The sequence below is a fragment of the Desulfolutivibrio sulfodismutans DSM 3696 genome (assembly GCF_013376455.1).
GTDB classification, from domain to species: domain Bacteria; phylum Desulfobacterota; class Desulfovibrionia; order Desulfovibrionales; family Desulfovibrionaceae; genus Desulfolutivibrio; species Desulfolutivibrio sulfodismutans.
The window spans coordinates 26902-45701 of record NZ_CP045504.1; the positions used below are offsets into that span (position 1 = coordinate 26902).

General features: G+C 65.2%; 21 protein-coding genes. 11 read left to right on the top strand and 10 right to left on the bottom strand.

Annotation, left to right across the window (positions count from 1 at the left end):
- Nucleotides 1-309 precede the first annotated feature (309 nt).
- From GD606_RS00115 to GD606_RS00130, 4 genes are all read left to right on the top strand, one after another.
- Nucleotides 310-492, top strand: coding sequence for a ferredoxin (locus GD606_RS00115; protein WP_163301943.1), 183 nt, complete (start codon nucleotides 310-312; stop codon nucleotides 490-492).
- A 250-nt stretch (nucleotides 493-742) separates the two neighbouring features.
- A complete protein-coding gene (locus GD606_RS00120; protein WP_170304573.1) occupies nucleotides 743-895 on the top strand; it encodes a hypothetical protein in 153 nt (50 codons plus the stop codon).
- Nucleotides 896-1732: 837 nt separating this feature from the next.
- Nucleotides 1733-1984, top strand: a complete 252-nt coding sequence (locus tag GD606_RS00125) for a helix-turn-helix domain-containing protein (RefSeq protein ID WP_163301942.1) — start codon at nucleotides 1733-1735, stop codon at nucleotides 1982-1984.
- Between the two features lie 250 nt (nucleotides 1985-2234).
- The gene (locus tag GD606_RS00130; protein WP_163301941.1) at nucleotides 2235-2843 is read left to right on the top strand and encodes an outer membrane beta-barrel protein; all 609 of its coding nucleotides are present in this window, start codon (nucleotides 2235-2237) and stop codon (nucleotides 2841-2843) included.
- 99 nt (nucleotides 2844-2942) lie between these two features.
- Here GD606_RS00130 and GD606_RS00135 read toward each other — a convergent pair whose 3' ends face one another.
- Nucleotides 2943-3908, bottom strand: a complete 966-nt coding sequence (locus GD606_RS00135; RefSeq protein WP_163301940.1) for an MDR/zinc-dependent alcohol dehydrogenase-like family protein — start codon at nucleotides 3906-3908, stop codon at nucleotides 2943-2945.
- Nucleotides 3909-4053: 145 nt separating this feature from the next.
- Here GD606_RS00135 and GD606_RS00140 point away from each other — a divergent pair, with 145 nt between their 5' ends.
- Genes GD606_RS00140 through GD606_RS00160 form a run of 5 tightly spaced genes read left to right on the top strand, consistent with a single transcriptional unit; the run spans nucleotide 4054 to nucleotide 7944 of the window.
- On the top strand, nucleotides 4054-5016 hold the full coding sequence (locus tag GD606_RS00140) for a serine/threonine protein kinase (protein ID WP_163301939.1): 963 nt from the start codon (nucleotides 4054-4056) through the stop codon (nucleotides 5014-5016).
- Between the two features lie 12 nt (nucleotides 5017-5028).
- Nucleotides 5029-5481, top strand: a complete 453-nt coding sequence (locus GD606_RS00145) for a universal stress protein (protein ID WP_163301938.1) — start codon at nucleotides 5029-5031, stop codon at nucleotides 5479-5481.
- Nucleotides 5482-5537: 56 nt separating this feature from the next.
- Nucleotides 5538-6662, top strand: a complete 1125-nt coding sequence (locus tag GD606_RS00150; protein ID WP_176629166.1) for an RluA family pseudouridine synthase — start codon at nucleotides 5538-5540, stop codon at nucleotides 6660-6662.
- Nucleotides 6650-7213, top strand: a complete 564-nt coding sequence (locus GD606_RS00155; protein WP_176629167.1) for a dephospho-CoA kinase — start codon at nucleotides 6650-6652, stop codon at nucleotides 7211-7213. The genes GD606_RS00150 and GD606_RS00155 overlap by 13 nt, the downstream gene beginning before the upstream one ends.
- Nucleotides 7210-7944, top strand: a complete 735-nt coding sequence (locus GD606_RS00160) for a rhomboid family intramembrane serine protease (protein WP_163301936.1) — start codon at nucleotides 7210-7212, stop codon at nucleotides 7942-7944. The genes GD606_RS00155 and GD606_RS00160 overlap by 4 nt, the downstream gene beginning before the upstream one ends.
- Before the next feature lie 105 nt (nucleotides 7945-8049).
- Here the strand turns inward: GD606_RS00160 and GD606_RS00165 are convergent, their stop codons facing one another.
- The 8 genes from GD606_RS00165 to GD606_RS00200 form a co-directional block, all read right to left on the bottom strand.
- Complete coding sequence (locus GD606_RS00165; protein ID WP_163301935.1) at nucleotides 8050-8472, bottom strand: S24 family peptidase; 423 nt, start codon at nucleotides 8470-8472, stop codon at nucleotides 8050-8052.
- A gap of 527 nt (nucleotides 8473-8999) precedes the next feature.
- Entirely contained in the window at nucleotides 9000-9845 is an 846-nt protein-coding gene (locus GD606_RS00170) for an FAD/NAD(P)-binding protein (protein WP_163301934.1), read from the bottom strand.
- On the bottom strand, nucleotides 9842-10960 hold the full coding sequence (locus GD606_RS00175) for a 4Fe-4S dicluster domain-containing protein (protein ID WP_163301933.1): 1119 nt from the start codon (nucleotides 10958-10960) through the stop codon (nucleotides 9842-9844). The genes GD606_RS00170 and GD606_RS00175 overlap by 4 nt, the downstream gene beginning before the upstream one ends.
- Nucleotides 10961-10970: 10 nt before the next feature.
- Nucleotides 10971-11921, bottom strand: a complete 951-nt coding sequence (locus tag GD606_RS00180) for a 4Fe-4S dicluster domain-containing protein (protein ID WP_163301932.1) — start codon at nucleotides 11919-11921, stop codon at nucleotides 10971-10973.
- The gene (locus GD606_RS00185) at nucleotides 11918-12361 is read right to left on the bottom strand and encodes a hydrogenase iron-sulfur subunit (protein WP_163301931.1); all 444 of its coding nucleotides are present in this window, start codon (nucleotides 12359-12361) and stop codon (nucleotides 11918-11920) included. Before GD606_RS00185 ends, GD606_RS00180 begins: the two co-directional genes overlap by 4 nt.
- Before the next feature lie 213 nt (nucleotides 12362-12574).
- Nucleotides 12575-13276: a LexA family transcriptional regulator gene (locus tag GD606_RS00190; protein ID WP_163301930.1), complete on the bottom strand. Its 702-nt coding sequence runs from the start codon at nucleotides 13274-13276 to the stop codon at nucleotides 12575-12577.
- A 484-nt stretch (nucleotides 13277-13760) separates the two neighbouring features.
- Nucleotides 13761-16163, bottom strand: a complete 2403-nt coding sequence (hypF, locus tag GD606_RS00195) for a carbamoyltransferase HypF (protein WP_163301929.1) — start codon at nucleotides 16161-16163, stop codon at nucleotides 13761-13763.
- A gap of 34 nt (nucleotides 16164-16197) precedes the next feature.
- Nucleotides 16198-17118 (bottom strand): DUF362 domain-containing protein, encoded by a 921-nt coding sequence (locus GD606_RS00200; RefSeq protein WP_163301928.1) that lies wholly within the window; start codon nucleotides 17116-17118, stop codon nucleotides 16198-16200.
- Between the two features lie 101 nt (nucleotides 17119-17219).
- On the opposite strand from GD606_RS00200, the gene GD606_RS00205 reads away from it, so the two are divergent.
- On the top strand, nucleotides 17220-17498 hold the full coding sequence (locus GD606_RS00205) for a cytotoxic translational repressor of toxin-antitoxin stability system (protein WP_163301927.1): 279 nt from the start codon (nucleotides 17220-17222) through the stop codon (nucleotides 17496-17498).
- Entirely contained in the window at nucleotides 17467-17823 is a 357-nt protein-coding gene (locus GD606_RS00210) for a helix-turn-helix domain-containing protein (protein ID WP_163301926.1), read from the top strand. The genes GD606_RS00205 and GD606_RS00210 overlap by 32 nt, the downstream gene beginning before the upstream one ends.
- 49 nt (nucleotides 17824-17872) lie before the next feature.
- Here GD606_RS00210 and GD606_RS00215 read toward each other — a convergent pair whose 3' ends face one another.
- Entirely contained in the window at nucleotides 17873-18796 is a 924-nt protein-coding gene (locus GD606_RS00215; protein ID WP_163301925.1) for an RluA family pseudouridine synthase, read from the bottom strand.
- Nucleotides 18797-18800 lie beyond the last annotated feature (4 nt).

Here is an 18800-nt window from a genome sequence, read left to right on the forward strand (position 1 = left end):
ATCTCCGGGTGAACTGTCGCGGCATCGGGCTCGCGCATCGGGAAAAAAGTAACGACCTCGTAACATGGATCAAAAGAAAATTCACTCCCGATTTTCGGGCTTGGCCAAAAAATCCTTGTAATTTTCAGGGATACGGTGGAAAAACGAACCGGACACTTTTTTGTTGCGCCGCGTCCGCAAAAACCGTACTCAAATCGCGATTTGATAACGTTGCGGCCAGGGACCGATGACGGCTTCCCTGGACGCGGACCCGGACGAACCCCCGCGACCAAACGGAAATGGGGTCACAAAACCTAAGGAGGAAGTGATATGGCCATTGAGATCGATCAGGATGCATGCATGGGCTGTGAGGCCTGCGTCGAGACCTGCCCGGACGTGTTTGAGATGAATGCCGACGGCGACAAGGCCCAGGTGAAAGATCCCGATTCCGATGCCGATTGCGTGGACGAGGCCATTGACTCCTGTCCCGCCGAGGCGATTTCCCGCGCCTAGTGAGCTGGGAAGCGCTTCTTTTCACCCCGCGCCGAGACCCTCGGCGCGGGGTTTTTTGTTGGTGCGCCCTCTTTCTCCGCCGCGCGATGAAGTTTCGTGGAAAACGTCCGATAAGAACGTTGCAAGGAGCATGTGCCCGCACTGGCCGTCGGACGGAAGATGGCAACGCTTCGGGAACGCCCCTTGCATGGTTTTTCAGCAAAGGCGGGTCCACCGTTTTGGTCGATCCGGCCGGGTCGGAGGTGACGCCATGAACTGGCTTAAGAATTCACTCCAGCATTTGCTCAATCCCGTGCATATGTACTGTCGTCTCATGGACTTCGGCATGACCAAAAACCGGGCCAGACGCATGTGCGCCGTCTACGAACGCCTGATCTACCGTTCGTTTATGGGAATGCCCTGACGCCGTGTTTGAAAACATGAAAAACATGTTTTTCGGCACAATTGACCATGATGCGCCGTCACCTGCCAGGCTTGGCCGCCAGTGTCGCGTCTTCGGAATGGGTAGACCCGGATATTGAAGGCTACACATTGAGATGCTTCGGTTTTTAGGATTGAAGACGGACGTGGCCTCTCCGGGACACACTGCAAACTGACCGCATGGGGCTCTCCACACCCGGCGCCGCCTTGATGTGGGGCGTCCGCCAGAGGCAGCTTCTCTGGGGAAACGGCGTCAGCCCGTCCGTCGCGACCTTTCCATTTACCTCCACCCGTCCTTCTCCTGGCGCATCGCCGCCACCCCGGCTCAAGGGGCAACACACCTGAATTGTTGCGAAATGAGATCGTTTCAGCCTGTAAAACGTATGCGCCGTGCGCCAGCGGCAAGAAAATCCCACGCGGTCCGACCCCGACGGGGTCGGATCAGGATTGGCGGCGATGGGGTTTGGCACGAGGCTTGACCTAGATGCAAAACGCCGTACATAGAATATGAAGACAGGATCTTCTTGCAGCAATGCCTTTCATAGGACGATTTATGCCGTTCATGGAAAATTTCGTTCTTATGGATGGTGAAAACGGCAAAAAATGGTATCGTAAGGGGAAAGGCTGGGGAACCGTCCCCGGTCTGGTCACGCGGTCAGGGAGGGCGCGGCATGCGAAATGGCGCGGTCTGGATGGGAGTGGTCCGGACGCATGCCGTGAACGTTCATACTGCAAGTGGGAGGCAGCACGGGGAGGGAACATGTGTCAGGCATCCGTTTCCATGACGGGAGACGCGTATCCCGGGGCCAGGATGGCGTCCTTGGACGAGCCCCACGTCGAAAAGGCGGCCATCAAAAAACGGCTGGTAGCCATCATCCACGGCATCATCCGGGACAGGGGACTGACTCAGGGCCGGGCCGCCATGCTCATGGGGGTGAGCCAGCCACGCATCAGCGACGCCGTGTGCGGCAAAGTGGAAAAATTTACCATTGACGCCTTGGTGGAAATGCTGACTAGGGCCGGTTGCCGTGTTGAAATCACGCCATGCCGGGGTGAGCCGTCCCAGGGGTGACGTACAAGGGGTCGGGCGTTCGCCGGGAATGGCCGGGCAACAGGGCTGCATTTGCCGCCTGGGGCATTGTCCGGCCGCCCGTGCTCCGGGCATGGCCCCCGAGCATATTTTTCTCTGTCAAGGCACTAGCCAAGCGCGCGGGAAAGGCATATGTAGCAAAAAAGACAATGGCATTCCTGGATGTGGAGCGGTTTTCCCGCTCTTAAGCCCATGTCCTGGAAAATGGATGAAACCGCAAGGAGGAAAGGATATGGCCGGAACGATTCGCACGTTGTCCGTCGTGGCCGTTGCGTTGGCCCTGTGCCTGGTTATGGCCCAGCGTCCCGCCTCGGCCGCAGATGTGGCTGCCCAGGGGACGTTTCACATCACGCCGGAAGCGGGTATTTACGGCGCCGCTCAAAAGGGCGTGAACACCATTTTTACGGCCGGCGCCAGCGCGGGATACTTCGTCATCGACGGGTTGTCCCTGGGCGCTGAATTCCTGTACTACAACATCAGCCAGAGCGACACCGCCGACGATGTGGTCGCCTACTACGGCGGCAGCCGCAAGTTCCACGACAACGTCAACGGCTTCGGCACCAACTTCCTGGTCCGGTACTACCCGATCCACCAGGACGGATATGCCCTGTTCCTGGGCACCGGTATCGGTGGTCTGTTCACCGATGAGCGTACCCCGTCCTGGCAGGACGGCAGCCAGGGCGCCTACAGCAACTGGACCCTGCCCGTTGACCTTGGTCTGGCCATCAACCTGTCCGATTCCGTGAGCTTCGACCTGACGGGCCGGTATCAGCGCATTGGCTTCACCAACACCGGCATCGACGCCTTCGGCGGCCACGCCGGTCTGCGCATCAGCTTCTAGCTGACGCGATGCGTCATCTCAAACGCCCGTCTCCCCAAAGGAGGCGGGCGTTTTTTGTTGGGCGGCCGTGGCGTGGCGGACACGTCGCCGCCAGCGGGCCTACGATCCGATGCGCACCAGGATCTTCCCGGTCCCCGGGCGGGAGGCCCGGGCAAAGGCCTCCAGGAAATCCTCCAGATCGTATTCGGCCTCGATAAGCGGGGTCACGTCCACCAGCCGTTGCTCCAGGTAGTGCAGGGCCAGGGCGATGTCCCCGCACCTCGATCCCACGAGGCTGATCTCGTCCACCACCAGTCTGGCCAGACTTAAGGGGGCGGTCCCGGCCACCGTGGTCTTGGCCACGATGGTCCCCTCGGGCCGGACCAGATCCATGGCCCGGGCCAGGCCGTCCTCCCGGCCCGTGGCCTCCACCACCACGTCGAAGCGTTCCCGGCGTTCCTCTTGGTCCGCCAGAAGCCGGGCAGACACACCTTGGCGGGCGGCCACGTCCAGCTTGCGGGCGTGCTTGCCGATGAGCACGATTCCGGGACAGACGTGGCGCAGGGCGCAGGCGATAAGAATCCCGAGCTTGCCGTCGCCCAGGACCGCGATGCGGGTTTTCGCCGTCAGGTGGATCTGCTGGGACACCTCCAGGGCGGCGGCCAGGGGTTCGGCGAAGACCGCCTCCCGGTCGGGCACCGAGTCCGGTACGGCGTGCAGATTGGCCACCGGGGCCACGAGCCACTGGGCGAAGGCCCCGTCCCATCCGGCGATGCCCAGGGTGGTCCGGTTGGGACAGTGGCGGGCATCCGTGGCCAGGCAGACGGGACAGACGCCGCAGCCCCAGTTGATGTCCGCCGCCACGCGTCGGCCGATCCACTGTGGGGCGTCGGGCGCGGCCTCCACCACCCCCACGAATTCGTGCCCGGGCACCCCGGAAAAGCCCATGTAGCCCTTGGCCAGTTCCACATCCGTGTTGCAGATGCCGGCCACCGTGACCCGGATCACCGCCTGACCCGGCCGGGGCTCGGGCTTCGCCCGATCCGTCAGGCATTGGTTTTGTCCTGAGAAAGAGACCGCGCGCATAAGGCTCCTCCGGTTCTCGACGTTTGGCCGGGATTGCTTTCCCGGCGGTGAAAAAATATACCCGTATGGAAAGGCTGCCCCAGGAAGCGCCCGGGCGCCCGGGAATGGGGGCGGGCCAGGCGCACAGACGCCGTGGGAGGACCGCATGACCACCGTCAGGGAACTTGTCGAACGATATCAGGCAAAGGCCTCGCTGCAAAGCTACGGCTCGGTCTACCAGGACACCACGGAATTCATGAACATCGGGTACGGGGACGTCATCGCCCTGGGCGGACGCCACTATCTGGTGCTGCGTGACGAGGCCGAACGGCGTTTCGGCATGGAAGATCCAAAATTCTGGGTCAAGCGCTGCACGGAACTCGAATCCGGCGAAAAGCGCATCCTCAAACTGGTTTTCCATGAACGGTTCAACATGAAGATCGGGGACATGGAGGTGCCCTGTTACCGCAGTCCCGAGAAGGAGGCCCGCATCCTGGACATGACCCGGGGCGATCCCAGGTTCATGCAGGGCTTTTCCCTGCCGGACAGCGCGGGCAACAACGTCCGGGTCATTGAGGTCGTTTTCGGCAAGCGCCTGGATCTGGCCGTGGACGCACTCGACTGCGACCACCCGACCTATTTTGCCGAGCATTTTCCCGGCATCCTGGCCAACTTCATTGAGGCCTGCGAGGCCATCGCCTTTTTGCACGGGAAGGGCGAACGCCACGGCGACATCCGGCGCGACCACCTGTTTCGGCACTACGACACCGGCCGTTACGTGTGGATCGACTTCGACTACACCTTTGACGGTTCAGCCAATCCCTTTGGCGTGGACGTCTTCGGCCTGGGCAACATCCTGCTGTTTTTGGTGGGCAAGGGCATCCACACCGCCCAAAGCCTGGCCGAAACCCCGGGGGGGCGTGAGCTCTTGTCCCGGGTGGCCCCGCAGGACTATTCGGTCATGTATCGCTACCGGATCATGAATCTGGAGAAGCTTTTTCCCTATATTCCCGGGCCACTGTGCCGGGTATTACAGCACTACGCCGTGGGCAGCGAGGTGTATTACGAATCCGCCCGGGAACTTTTGGACGATCTGCGGCCCTGTCTGGACGGGCTGCGGGCCGCGTAAGCGGGAGGGCTCATGAACGGGAAACATATCCTTGTGGCCGTGGACGGATCGCAGAATTCCCTGCGCGCGGCGGACTACGTCGGGGAGGTGGTCCGTGGCGGCCCGGGATTTCACATCGAGCTGGTGGCGGTGCTCGTGCCTCCGGATCGGGACATCTTCCCCGATCCGGCCCTGTTTCAGGCCGAGCGGGACACCCGGGCCCGGGACGCCGCTCAGGCCCTGGAGACGGCCCGGGAAGGCCTGCTGGGCAAGGGGATGGACCCCGCCATCATCGGAACCCGGACCATGTCCTGCCTGGATAAGGATGTGGCCGGGACCATCCTGGCCGTGCGCGGGGAGTGCGGCTGCGGCACCGTGGTCGTGGGCCGCCGGGGCCTGTCCAAGGCCGAGGAGTTTTTGCTCGGCAGCATCTCCTCCCGGGTAGCCCGGCACGCCAAGGATTTCACCGTGTGGGTGGTGGGGTGAGGCCACGCCGGACAGGGGATGAAAACCCGGATGTTTCGTTGGCGCAGGATGGGCTTGTGGACGCGTGCGTTGCGTCCGGCGCGCCCGGGGGGCTGGAAGAGTTGTCCGTTGCCGCCGCCGGGGCCGGACGGCTCGATGCCGTCTGGCAGGGCCATCTGGGGGAAGGCGGCCCGACCCGGGGCCGCCTGCAGGACTGGATCAAAAACGGCCGGGCCACGGTGGACGGCCAAGTCTGCCGCAAGCCCGGCCAGCGCCTGCGCGGCGGGGAGCGCCTGACCCTTTCCCCGGACGCGCCCGTGGTCGGCATCCGCCCGGAGTCCGGGGAACTGGCCGTGATCTTCGCCGACGCCCACCTGGTGGTTCTGGACAAGCCCGCCGGACTCACCGTGCATCCCGCCCCCGGCCGGACGGACGGCACCCTGGTGCATCTTCTGGCCCATCATTTTCCCGATCTGGCCGACCTTGGCGGGCTTCGTCCGGGCATTGTACACCGCCTGGACAAGGACACCTCCGGGATTTTGGTCGTGGCCCGCACCGAGGCGGCCAGGCTGTCCCTGACCGAGAGCTTTGCCGAACGGCGGGTGAAAAAAACCTATCTGGCCCTGGTGCACGGCGTGCCCGACCCCGGACAGGGGATGGTCACCCTGCCCATCGGCCGCGATCCGGTGAGCAAGGTCAAGATGGCCGTGGTCCGCAAGGGCGGCCGCCCGGCCGTCAGCCGTTACCGCACGGTATGGGCCGATCCCCGGGGGCGGGCGGCGCTGGTGGAGGTGGACATCGAAACCGGCCGCACGCACCAGATCCGGGTGCATATGGCCGCTCTGGGGCATCCGCTCCTGGGAGACGCGGTGTACGGCCCGGCCCAGGCCGCAACCTTCCGGCGCGAGGCCGGGGCGGCGGGAAGATTGTGCCGTCGCCAGATGCTGCATGCCTGGCGGTTGTCCTTTCCGCATCCGCAGACGGAGACGCCCATGTCCTTTGAGCGGCGGCCGCCTCCCGATTTTTGGCGCATGCCGCTTCTTTTGGCCAGGCGGACCCAGCGGGTGGGGGTGGTGGGCGCGCCGGGCAGCGGCAAGTCCACGCTGATGGGTTTTCTGGAGGCCGCCGGATGCCCGGTTTTTTCCGCCGACGCCGCCGTGGCCGCCCTGTACGCCCCGGGGGGGCGGCGGTGGATCTTTTGACCAGACGCTACGGCGACCGGTTTCTGGCGGCCTCGGGCCGGGAGATCGACAAGGACGCCTTGCGCGCGGCCGTGGTGGCCTCCGAATCCTTTCGCCGGGAACTCATGGACATGGTGCACCCGCTGGTGGGGCATGCCCATGCCGATTTTCTGGCTGCCAACCGGCGGGCTCGGGTGGCCTTTGCCGAGGCGCCGCTGCTTTTTGAGGCGGGCTGGCATCAGACCGGGGGCTTCGATGTGATCGTGGGCGTGGCCCGGGACGCGCCGTCCCGGGAGGCGGCCCTGGCGGCGCGCCCGGGATGGACCGGGGAGACGGCGGCGCGCCTGGAGGCCGGGCAGTGGCCCGAGGAGAAAAAACTGGCCCACTGTCATCTGGTGGTGGACAACACGGGGGACCGGGCGAGCTTGCGCCAGCGGGCCGGGGAGCTTCTGGAGAGGCTTGGCCGCATGCGCCTGGCGTCCATGCGGGGGATGGCCGCCGATCTGGCCGAGGCGGGCTATGCCCCGGCCAGGCTTGGCCGGATCGCACAAGGCCGGGAGGGCATGCGGTGATTCCGCTTCGCGACAATATTCCCCGGGAGCGGCCGCCCCTGGTCACCTGGACCATCATTGCCCTGAACACGCTGCTTTTTTTCTACGAGCTGTCGCTGCCGGACCGCATTCTGGACGTGTTTTTCCATCTGTACGGGGTGGTCCCGGCCCGGTTCACCAACCCGTCCTTCGCGGCCCAGGCCGGGTTTCCCGACGGCGGCCTTGAGAGCTTCGTTACCTACATGTTTTTGCACGGCGGCTGGCTGCATTTTCTGCTCAACATGTGGGTGTTCTGGGTCTTTGCGGACAACGTGGAGGACGTGCTCGGGCATGCCTGGTTTGTGGTTTTCTATCTCGTCTGCGGGCTGGCCGCGCTTTTAACCCACATCCTTGTCCATCCGTCCTCGACGGTGCCGGTCATCGGGGCCTCGGGGGCCGTGGCCGGGGTCATGGGGGCGTACTTCCGGCTTTTCCCCCACGCCAGGGTAACGACGCTGATCCCCATCGTCTTTATTCCGTTTATCACGGAGCTTCCGGCCACGGTGTTTTTGGGGATATGGTTCGCCATCCAGCTTTTCTCCGGATTGTCCGGTTCGCTTGATGCCGGGAAAAGCGCCTCGGTGGCCTTTTTCGCCCATGTGGGGGGATTTGTGGCTGGATACCTCATCATGCGGATGGTCGGGGCCAGACGCTGTCGGTACTGCTGGCGGCCCGGCGAGGGGCGCTACGAGGATCCGGACAGGTCGCGTTGATCCCGGGCGGCGCCTTCCTGGCAAAATACGGGTGTATTTGTAAAATATAATGATTTCAGGGTGTTGTTTTTAAGCGGCAAGCCCGCCGGTTTTGCGGACACGACGCTAGAATTCCTGAAAGACCCAGGCCACCCGCCCCACCACCCGGCGCTGGAATTCCTCGGGGGTGAAGCGATAGGGGGGCTGCTTTTTTTGTTCGTCGGACAGGATGACCGTCTTGGTCTCCGGGTCCAGCAGGGCCCGCTTGATCACCAATCCTTCCAGGGGGGCCATGACCCCGTAGATCCTGCCGGAGCGAAGCCGCTTCACCGAGCGGTCAAGTCCCACATAGGCCCCGCGGCGGATGGCCGGGGCCAGCCCGTCGCCGTCCATGCGCACCACCAACAGATCCCTGTCCCGGAACTGGTCCGGGATCACCAGGCTCTCGGCGTTGATGACGTCCGCAACAGGCCCGGTCTCGCCTTCCGAAAGGCAGACGGGGAGGATGCGCGGGGCGCAGGATTCTTCTCGGTTTCGGGGGGACGACATGGGGCAGGACTCCTTGCGGACCCGGCGGGATGTCCGGGTGGGAAACAGGGTGCGGTGGGGATGCGCCGCCACGGGACGGCGTGGCCGAGCACAAGGCTACGCTTGTTCGAGTTTCTTAATTTGAATATCGATTAATTGCAATTAAAAATGCACCTAAAGATATAGATATTTAAATAAGAAAGCTGATAATAGAAGAGACGACGCGAAATAGATGGCTTGAAGCTGATGTGGTGCTTGAAAAATAGATTATTCGTATACGCCGAGGGGGCTTCGTCGTCGGCGGCAGGCGTCACAGGGGCCATTTTGCCGGTGGTCAGGGAGACGTTACGGGAAATAAAAGGATATCAGGGAGTTGAAATTCTGATTTCCCGTCAGGACAGGGGCTGGACAGGGCGGGGGAGATGACGGCCGCAGGCCTGGGCCGGGGGGGATCGGAAAGCCGATCAAAAGCGGCATCGCGGAACCGAAGAGGCCGGAACCCGCTGGGCGGCGATATGCGGCGGGCGCAAGGCCGACTGGACAAAAAATCAGTATTCCGGAGGCAGGCGGTCCAATTCCGCCTTGGTGAACACCGGCCCGTCCTTGCAGACGTAGCGGTTGCCCACGTTGCACCGGCCGCAGAGGCCGATGCCGCATTTCATGCGGTTTTCCAGGCTCATGAATATCTGTTCCGGTTGCCAGCCCAGATCTTCGAACACCGGCAGGCTGAAGCGGATCATGGCCGGAGGCCCGCACACCAGGGCGGCCGCGTTTTCCGGGGAGGGGGCCAGATCCTTGAGCACCCGGGGCACGAAACCCACCAGGCAGTCCCAGCCCTGGCAGGCGTTGTCGATGGTCACCCGGCAGTCCACGTCGGCTCGCTGCATCCACTGCCGCCAGACATCCTGGTAGAGCAGAAGCTCCGGGGACCGGGCCCCGTAGACGAAGGTGATGCGGCCGTAATGTGCGCGGTGGGCCGGATCGAGCAGCCAGACCATGGCGCTGCGCAGGGTGGTCACGGCGTAGCCCCCGGCCACCACCACGATGTCCTTGCCGACAAGCTCCGCCAGGGGATAGCCGTTGCCCAGGGGGCCGCGCACCCCGAAGCGGTCGCCCGGCTCAAGGGCATGCAGGGCCGAGGTGACCACGCCGATGCGGCTGACCGTGAAGAGCAGTTCCGGGCCTTCGGTGGGGCTTGAGGCGATGCCGATGGGGGCCTCGCCGAAACCCGCCACGGACAGTTCCGCGAACTGCCCCGGACGGTAGCGGAAGGACGCGGCATGGGCCGGATCTTCAAAGGCCACGCCGAAGGTGCGCAGGCTCTTGTCCGGGGTGTCGAAACGGGCCTTCGTCAGGCGCACGGGAAGGGGCAGATAGGGGCTTGCGGGATTCATGAGACCGCCTCGTCGCGGGATGCCCCGGATGGCGGCGCGGCCCGGCAGGCCACATCCATGGCCCGCAGCACCTCCCGGATGTCGATGTTCACCGGGCACTGGCGCACGCAACGGCCGCAGCCCACACATCCCGGGCGGCCATCCAGATTCATGGGCATGTATTTGAATTTGTGGAGAAAACGTTGTCTGACCCGCTCCACCTTGGTGGGGCGCGGCGTGTGCCCCGAGGCGTGGGCCGTAAAAAGCCAGGACATGCAGGTGTCCCAGTTGCGTACCCGGCGGCCGGAAGGCCCCTTGGTTTCGTCCTGGATGTCGAAACAGTGGCAGGTGGGACAGGTGAAGGTGCATGCCCCGCAGTTGAGACACGTCTCGGCGATTTTGGCCCAGATGCCCAGGGCATGGACCGTGCGCTGGCTGCGCCGGGCCACGGCCTCAAGGGTCAGGCCGGAAAAGGGCGACCGGGCCATGACCGCCTCGGCGTTGATGCGCAGCATTTCCGCCCGGCCAAGGGCCGTCCCGCCCCGAGCGCCACGGGCCGGGGTTGCGGCCGCCACAGCCGGTATCTCGGCCATAAGGGCGCGCCCTTTGTCGGTGATCGGCGTGAGGAGCACCTCGTCGCCAAGGTCCGTGGCCAGGATGTCCAGGCCCCGGGCGTGGTGGGGGCCGCCGCCCATGGAGGTGCAAAAGCAGGCGGCGTCGGGGGCGTTGCAGCCAATCCCCACCAGGGCCGTGCGTGCCCGGCGGGAGGCCCAGGAGGGGTCCGTGCTGCCCTTATCCTGGCAAAAGACGCGGTCCAGAAGGGAAAAGGCCCCGGCGTCGCAGGGCCGTATGCCGAAGATCACGCGTTTTTGCGTGCCCTGGGGTTCGGCCACGGCCAGTCCGGCATCCTCCCCGCGTGTGGAAAAGCGCAAAAGGCATTCCGTCTGGGGGAAGAAAAAGGGCTTGGGCGACAGGGTGGAGTTGCCGTAATCCAGGGACAAGCCGCGTTCCGGGTCAAAGAGGGTGAATGCCGTGAGCGCGCCCGAGACCGCCGGGACGTACACCGCGCGCGTCGCGCTCCAGGCGGCGATGATCCGGGGCAGATCCAGGCGGGAAAAAATCATGGCGTCGTTCATGCACCCCTCGTCACGAAAAGGCCTCGTCCGGGTCGTCGGGAGAATAGACGGCCAGGGCGGGTTTGGCGTCCAGGGACAGGAAGGCCTCGTGGCCGAAAAGCCGTCTGGCGTCGGATTCGAGCTTGGACGTGAGCCGCCGCATGGGGATGCCCACGGGGCAGGCCGATTCGCAGGCCCCGCAGTCCGTGCAGCGTCCGGCGCAGTGGAAGGCCCGCAACAGGTGATAGGTCAAAACGTCCGGCTCGTCCTGGGTCTTGCCCAGCCATTGGGGCCTGGACCGGTCCACGAAGCAGGTAGTGCAGTGGCACAGGGGACAGACGTCCCGGCAGGCATAACAGCGGATACAGTCGCGGAAGGTGCGGGTGAACAGGTCGAAGCGGGCCTCGGGCTTCTTGCGCTCCCACAGCTCGATGATCTTGTCGGCGTCGCCGCCGCCGGTCTCGGGCACGGGGTCGGCCACGGTTTCGTCGGCGAGCACGGGGTTGCGGTGCAGGCAGGTGAGACAGTTGTCGCGCTTGAGCTCGCCGCGCCGGAACACCTCTTCGAAATCCGCCCCGGTCACCGTCACATCCTCCCCTTCCTCGCGCACCCCCGTGACCGTGCGGCCGTTGACCTTGGCCTCGATTTTGCGGGCGTCGAGCATCCCCAGGCAGGGCACGGCGATGACCGCCACGTTTTCCCGGGTCAGGCGGTTTTCCCGGATGATCCCCACCAGATTGCGGCTTACGCAGCCCTGGGCGCATACCGCCACCCGGCCGGAGAGGCCGCCCGCCAGCTTGGCCAGATTGCCCACGCAAAATCCCGACCAAGTCAACTCCCCGGCCTCGGCCGGGGTGCGGGCGATAAAGGGACGGGCGCGCATGGGCACGGTTCCGGCCCGGTAGCCCACCACCGCATCCACGCTTTTTTCGCTGAGCAGCCTGTGGGCGATTTCCCGGATACGACGGGCGTAGGCGTTCATATGGCGCAGGTCTCCAGGGTCTTGACCAGGCGTCTGGCCGGTCCCAGCGCGGAAACCGCAGCCACGAAGTCCTCGGCCTCCTTTTGGAGCTTGTGGGCCTCGGAGGCGGCGATCCAGGTGAACAGCAGGCGCTGTTGCTCGATGCCGACATAGTCCAGGAGGTTATGCAAAAGCGTCAGGCGGCGTCTGGCATGCATGTTGCCGATACGGTAGTGGCAGTCCCCGGGATGGCAACCTGAAACCCAGACGCCGTCGGCGCCCTGCATGAGGGCGTAGAGCAGATACTGGGGGCTCATGCTGCCCGAGCAGGGGACGCGGATGATGCGGATGTCCACGGGATAGCGCAGACGCAGGGAGCCAGCCAGATCGGCCGCCCCATAGGAACACCATCGACAAAAAAAGGCCACAATGTTGGGCCGATAGGCTTTCGGGCTGGCCATGACGGGCTCTCTTTGGCTGCTGCGTCCGCCGTTCGCCCGGGAAAAACATCCAAGGCGGCATAAGACGTTTGTCGCGGGTGTCTAGCATGACGCAGGGCGTTTGTACACCGGGTCGGGGTATATTTCTCTGGAGCGTGGCATGGCGGGACTGCTGCGGATAAAAAAAGGGCCATGCGGCGAGGCATGGCCCTGAAGACGGCAAAGGCGGGTGGGCTACAATTCCTGGAGCACCCAGGCCACCCGGCCGATCACCCGGGACGCCCCGTCCTCGGCCGGAATCTGCTGGTCCTCGTGGCTGGGGTTTTCCGAGCGCAGGATCAGCTTGGCGTTCTCCGCGTCGTAGTTGACGCGTTTGACGACCATGCCCTCCACGGGCAGATCCAGGGCGTAGATGCCTCCGGAACGGATGGTCTTGCGGTCCTTGTCGATGCCCACATAGGCCCCCCGGCGGATCAGGGGCTCCATGTGCTCTTCGTCCATGCGCACCACCAAAAGGGACGGCCGATAAAACTTGTCGGCAATGGTGATGGTCTCCACCGGCGTTTCCACAAAACCGCCTTCGGTCTCCTCGGGAAGCGTCATGGCGCAGACCGGCACGCTGTGGTGCTTGGGCTTGCGCGCGCCGTATCCATCCGAAGACTCCATGACCGCCAGCGCGCCGCCCTTGCGTTCGCCCAGGAACTGGGGCTGTTCGCCGTCGAGAAGCCAGTTGGGATTGAGCCCGTAGAGCTGATAGAGCTTGATGAGCCATCCGTCGGGGATGGACTTGCGCCGCTTGGCGTCGGAAATGCTGGACTGGCGGATATCCAGGAGTTTGGCGACCTCGACCTGGGTGCGCAGTCCCGTGGCTTTCTTGATCCGCTCGAAAGCCTCTTCGAAGGTGTTGTATCCGGATTCGGAATCTTGGTACGTCATAATTTCATTCCTGCTTTGCCTGTTAAAAAGTTTTGATGGATATACTGACGGATGCAAAATGCTTGCATGCAACGTGATACGACTTCCCCGAAATTGTGTTGCGAGTCGCTATCGGTTTACAAAGAGAAAGCGTGAATAAAATTTCATAACGCAGACATTACGTATATAACCATGTACCGAAAAAAAGCTCTTCGTCAAGAGGAGTTGCAAAGGCCTTGCAGTATGAACAAAAATTCATGATGGTTTCGGCAGGGCCCTGGAAATATCAAAAACCGGATTTCGTTCGTCCGTTTCTCTTTGCCGGTGTCACGCCGGTTCGGATGCCTGATGCCTTGCCCCCTCTCCTCGTCGACCGGCGCGGCCGATGCCTAGCGTCCGTTGCTGCTGCGGTCGTGCGGCTTCTCGAACGGCGGGCGGGAAAAATGCGAAGAGGTATCCCCTATGCATATTTGCATCAAAGTCAAGAGAAAAACATACCATGTCTCTATGGATTGTCGGTCCCGGATGTCCCGTCCCTGAGCAAAAGCCCGTAGGCGGCCTGTCCCAGGCTGATGCAGCCGTCCCCGGGGGGCAGGAACCGGTGGGACAGGGGAAAAAGCCCGCGCCCGCGCAGCCTGTCCGGCAATTCCCGGGAGAGGGTCCGGTTGAGCAGGCAGCCGCCGCTTAAGGCCACGCGGCGCGTGCCGCGCACATCGGCCATGGTCGCGGCCAGTTCCGTCAGTCCGTCCAGGAGTCCCAGGTGGAAGCGGCGGCTGACCACCCCGGGCGGCACGCCCCGGGCCAGATCCCGGGCGGCCTGATCGACCAGGGCCAGGGTGTCCAGGACCGCCGGGGCCGAGTCCCGGCGCAGCGGGCAGGCATAGGCCGCTGTCTCGGCCATGTCCTGGATGGTCTCCAGGCGAATGGCCGCCTGACCCTCGTAATCCACCTGCAGGCCTACGCCGCACAGGGCGCTGACCGCATCGAAGAGTCGGCCCAGGCTTGTGGATACGGGGCAATTGAGATTTTTCTCAAGCATTTGGACCACCAGGGCCGCCGCGCGATCCTGGGCTGGCAGCCAGGGCGGCGTGAATGCCCGCGCCTCGCCGCCCATGTCGGAAAGCATGCCCATGGCGATGCGCCAGGGCTGTCGGATGGCCGCCTCGCCCCCGGGCAGGCGCATGGGCGACAGATGCCCCAGGCGTTCATGGACCGGGCCTGCCGGGTCCACATACAGGCATTCCCCCCCCCACAGGGTTCCGTCCCCGCCGTATCCCGTGCCGTCCAGGGCCAGCCCGATCACCGGCCCGGCCTCCGGGCCGTGGCCGCACTCGGCCAGCACGGCGTGGATGTGGGCGAAGTGGTGTTGCAGGCGGATGACCGGTAGTCCCAGTTCCTCCTCGGCCAGCCGGGTGGTCAGGTAGTCCGGGTGCAGGTCGCACACCGCCCGGGCCGGGGCCACCTGCAGGATGTCCTGGAAATGGGCCAGCATCTCCCGGTAAAAGGCCAGGGTGGAGAGGTTCTCCATGTCCCCGATGTGCTGGCTGACAAAGGCCTGGTCGGCCTTGGTCAGGCACAGGGTGCATTTGAGGTGCGGCCCGGTTCCCAGCACGCAGGGCCCGGTGACCGGCAGCCGCACGGGCGAGGGGACGTAGCCCCGGGCCCGGCGCAGGAATTGGACGCCGGGAGCGGCCTCGGCGTCCTCCCGGCGGCCCGGGGAGGCGGCAGGCGGCGGGGCATCGGGAATCGGCCGGACCACGGAATCGTCCGTGCGCACCAGGATATCCCGGTTGTGCAGCAAAAAGATGTCCGCGATTCCGGACAGCCGCCGCAGGGCCTCGCGATTGCCCAGGCAGATGGGGTCGCCCCCGGCGTTGCCCGAGGTCATGACCAGGGCCGGGAAACGCTCCGGGCCAAGTTCCCGGGAAAGATGCGAAAAAAGGACGTGGTGCAGGGGCGTATAGGGCAGCATGACCCCGGTTTCCCGGGTGTCCGGGCCGATCAGGGCGGACAGGGGGCCATCCGGGCGGGTGGCCAGGAGCACGATGGGCCGCACGCTCCCGGAGAAAAGGGCCTGGGCCTGGGCGTCCAGGGCCCCGGGCGCGGCCAGGCGCTCCACCGCAGCCATGTCCGGGACCATGACCGCAAAGGGCTTGGCGGGCCGGTTTTTGCGTTGGCGAAGTTCCGCCACGGCCGCATCGCTTCCGGCGTCGCAGGCCAGATGAAAGCCGCCCAGCCCCTTGACGGCCGCGATGCGCCCGGCGGCCAGTTCCCGGGCAAGCGCAGCCAGGGCCGGGTCGTGTTCGGCCAGGGTCGTTCCGGCGGCGTCCGTGAGCCAGACCTTGGGACCGCAGACCGGGCAGGCGTTGGGCTGGGCATGGAAGCGGCGGTCCAGGGGATCGGCGTATTCGGCCGCACAGTCCGGACACATGGGAAAGCAGGCCATGGATGTGGTGGCGCGGTCGTAGGGGATGGAGCGGGTGATGGTGTAGCGCGGGCCGCAGTCGGTGCAGTTGGTGAAGGGATAGTTGTGGCGGCGGTTGGCCGGATCGGCCATGTCCGCCAGACAGTTCGGGCAGGTGGCCACGTCGGGGCTTATGAGCACGTTGTGCCCGGCGCCGGGGGCGCTTTCGCCGATGACGAAGGCCGCATCGCCCGGAAGCGGCGGCATATCCGATGCCTCGAGCGAGAGGATGCGGGCCAGGGGGGGGAGCTTTTCGGTCAGATCCCGGGAGAAGCCCTCCACCGTAGCGTCCGTCCCCTGAATCTCGATGACCACGCCTTCCGGGGTGTTGCGCACCACGCCGCCAAGCCCCCACTCCAGGGCCAACCGGTAGACGAAGGGCCGAAAGCCTACGCCCTGGACCTGTCCGGTGACGGTGATACGACGGCGAATCCTGTGTTTCATGCGTGGGGTAAGGGTAGCGCGGATTGGAAAGATGTCAACGAAATCGAGCAAAAAGGCTTTTCACGCGTCCCGTGACGAAACGCCAGGGCCGAAAGGCCACAGGCGACAGGGCGGCGGGGGCGAGAAAGCCCGCCGCGTCGAAATCCTCCGGGGAGAGGAGGGGATAAGAGATGTCTTCCGGTCGCGATCCGGGCATGCCGCAGGCCAGGGCCTCGCGCCACAGGGGGACCAGTTCCGGGGGCATGCCCGTGAGGGTGCACAGGGCCGTATCCAGGGCCACGGCCTGGTCCGAGGCGGCCAAAAGCCCAAGCTCGAAGGGATCGCCGCCGATGGGCCCGGCCCGGTGCATGGCCGTGATGCCGTCCACGAGGTGGAAAAGCGGCGGCAGGGCGGCCATGACGTCGAGGATCAGGCGCGGAAAGCGGTTGCCGCGTTCGCCGTGGATTTGGTGGGCCAGGGCCTTGCGCGACCCGGCCACGCAGCCGAAGGTGTTTTTCACGGCGCAGGTCAGGCCCATTTGGTCGTGAACCTTCAGGCGCGGCACGCTCAGGATGCTGTCGGCCTCCAGGGCCTGGGAGGCCACGCCGATGGTCCCGCCAAAGGACAGGGGCACGGGCCGGGCCCGGGTGAAGTTCACGAGGCGCACCGGCAGGTCGGCCAGGGCCCGGGGCAGGCCGCAGATCCGGGCCACCGCCCGGGCCGTGCCGAAGGCCGGGGAGTCGCCCACGGTCACGCGCGCCCCGCAGGCCAGCAGGTAGATACAGGCCGCACGGACCACGGCCGGATGGGTGCAGGACAGATGCGTCCGCCGGGGGGCCACCAGGTTGGGCTTGACCAGGACATGGGTTCCCGGGGCCGGGCGAAATCCGGCGGCCGGGAGGAGTTCGGCCACGGTCCGTTCCAGGCGGCTTGGCTCGTAGTCCGGTCTGCGGCTGAAATAGACGGGGATGGTCATGGCGCGGGGTGGAATGCGTCGTCCGGCGCGGCAAAGTGGAAGAACCTGGATCGTCCGTGGCGGATTGACGATATCCTATTAGATGGTATATTTTGTAGGTCATGAACTGGACGGTGACCGCTGCAAAAGCGGTGCGCAAGCAGGTGGACCGGCTGCCCATGCGGGTTCGGGAGCGGCTTTTCGCCCTGCTTATGGAGATGGAGCGCGGCGGCCCCATCCGGGGAAACTGGCCCAATTACGGCAAACTCGGCCCGGGAAGGCATCATTGCCATCTCAAGAAAGGACATCCCACCTATGTGGCCGTGTGGGAAGAATCGGAAGGAGCCGTACGGCTCCTGGAGGTGACGTATGTTGGAACCCACGAAAAAGCCCCCTACTGAAGCGGTCATGGAACTGCGGTTTTCCGGGCCGGTGGGCAAGATGCGGGAGCTGGCCAGGATGGCCCGGGACATGGGGGTGACCGAGATGGGGGGGACGGTCCCCTGGCGGGAGTTTTTCCCGGAATTCCGGGGTGTGGCGGAGTGGGCCGTGGCCCTGCGTGGGGCCAGGGGCAAGGCGGGCCTGACCCAGAAAGCCCTGGCCGCCCTGGCGGGCATTCCCCAGGGGCACATCTCGGCCATGGAAAACGGCCGCATGCCTATCGGCAAGGAGCGCGCCAGGCGGCTGGCCGAGGTGCTCGACATCGACTACCGCATCCTTTTGTAGGGGAAACGGGGCCGTTTTTTTCCCCGCAGCCCGATTCTCCTCCCCGTTCTCATAAAAGCCCCTCCGGCACGGCCAACTCGCCGCTCCAGGGCGGCGGCAGCTCGAAGGACATGCCCAAAAGGGCCATGCGCCAGCAGTGCAGGCACAGCCCCGGGCCGCCATGCCCCTGGCCGGGCGGGCCATATTTGGGGTCGCCAAGGATCGGGTGGTTCCGGGAGGCCAGTTGGACCCGAAGCTGGTGGGTCTTGCCGGTCAAAAGCCGCAGCCGCACAAGCGACCGCTCCGGGGTCGCCAGGAGGGGCGTGGCCAGGGCCAGGGCCTCGCGCCCCGCCTCCTGTCCGGCATGGACCTTTTCGCGCCCGGCCGGGCCGGTCTTGGCCAGCCGGTCGCGCAGGGGAACGGTCTGCCCCACGGGGCAAAGCTCCCAGGCCCCGAGCACCCAGGCCAGATAGTCCTTGTCCACGCGGCCGTCCCGAAAGGCCTGGGCTGCTTCCCGGGCGGCGTGGTGGGTGGTGGCGACGACGAGCAGTCCGGTGGTGTCTTTGTCCAGGCGGTGGACCGGGGCAGGGACGAAGGCCGCATCCGGAAAGGCGGCGGCCAGACGGGTCTGGACGGAATCGGCGTGGCCCGTGCCGGGGTGGGCGGGCAGCCCGGCGGGTTTGGCCAGGACCATGAGGCCCTGGCCCTCAAAAACCACCGGCGGCAATGGCGGCGCGTCCAGGCCGCGGGCCATGCCGTTTTCCCCGGATCTTTCCCCTCCCGGCCGAAACGGCGGCAGGCGGACGATCTGGCCCGCCACGACCCGGTCGTAGGGACCGGCCCGGCGGCCGTCGACGCGAACCTGTCCGGTGCGGATCCAGCGCATGGCGGCGGAGGTGGGGAGGTCTTTTCCGGCCCGGCGCTTGATGAAGTCCACAAGCTTTCGGCCTGCCTCGGACTCCTCCACGCCCACCAGCGCCACCTTCTCCCCCATCCTG

Coding starts and splice junctions, on each gene's coding strand:
- GD606_RS00185 (WP_163301931.1), bottom strand. CDS start 12,361: ATGGCCAGCCCGAAAGCCTATCGGCCCAACATTGTGGCCTTTTTTTGT.
- GD606_RS00180 (WP_163301932.1), bottom strand. CDS start 11,921: ATGAACGCCTACGCCCGTCGTATCCGGGAAATCGCCCACAGGCTGCTC.
- GD606_RS00130 (WP_163301941.1), top strand. CDS start 2,235: ATGGCCGGAACGATTCGCACGTTGTCCGTCGTGGCCGTTGCGTTGGCC.
- GD606_RS00175 (WP_163301933.1), bottom strand. CDS start 10,960: ATGAACGACGCCATGATTTTTTCCCGCCTGGATCTGCCCCGGATCATC.
- GD606_RS00210 (WP_163301926.1), top strand. CDS start 17,467: ATGTTGGAACCCACGAAAAAGCCCCCTACTGAAGCGGTCATGGAACTG.
- GD606_RS00135 (WP_163301940.1), bottom strand. CDS start 3,908: ATGCGCGCGGTCTCTTTCTCAGGACAAAACCAATGCCTGACGGATCGG.
- GD606_RS00215 (WP_163301925.1), bottom strand. CDS start 18,796: ATGGGGGAGAAGGTGGCGCTGGTGGGCGTGGAGGAGTCCGAGGCAGGC.
- GD606_RS00190 (WP_163301930.1), bottom strand. CDS start 13,276: ATGACGTACCAAGATTCCGAATCCGGATACAACACCTTCGAAGAGGCT.
- hypF (WP_163301929.1), bottom strand. CDS start 16,163: ATGAAACACAGGATTCGCCGTCGTATCACCGTCACCGGACAGGTCCAG.
- GD606_RS00170 (WP_163301934.1), bottom strand. CDS start 9,845: ATGAATCCCGCAAGCCCCTATCTGCCCCTTCCCGTGCGCCTGACGAAG.
- GD606_RS00205 (WP_163301927.1), top strand. CDS start 17,220: ATGAACTGGACGGTGACCGCTGCAAAAGCGGTGCGCAAGCAGGTGGAC.
- GD606_RS00145 (WP_163301938.1), top strand. CDS start 5,029: ATGAACGGGAAACATATCCTTGTGGCCGTGGACGGATCGCAGAATTCC.
- GD606_RS00140 (WP_163301939.1), top strand. CDS start 4,054: ATGACCACCGTCAGGGAACTTGTCGAACGATATCAGGCAAAGGCCTCG.
- GD606_RS00115 (WP_163301943.1), top strand. CDS start 310: ATGGCCATTGAGATCGATCAGGATGCATGCATGGGCTGTGAGGCCTGC.
- GD606_RS00165 (WP_163301935.1), bottom strand. CDS start 8,472: ATGTCGTCCCCCCGAAACCGAGAAGAATCCTGCGCCCCGCGCATCCTC.
- GD606_RS00200 (WP_163301928.1), bottom strand. CDS start 17,118: ATGACCATCCCCGTCTATTTCAGCCGCAGACCGGACTACGAGCCAAGC.
- GD606_RS00120 (WP_170304573.1), top strand. CDS start 743: ATGAACTGGCTTAAGAATTCACTCCAGCATTTGCTCAATCCCGTGCAT.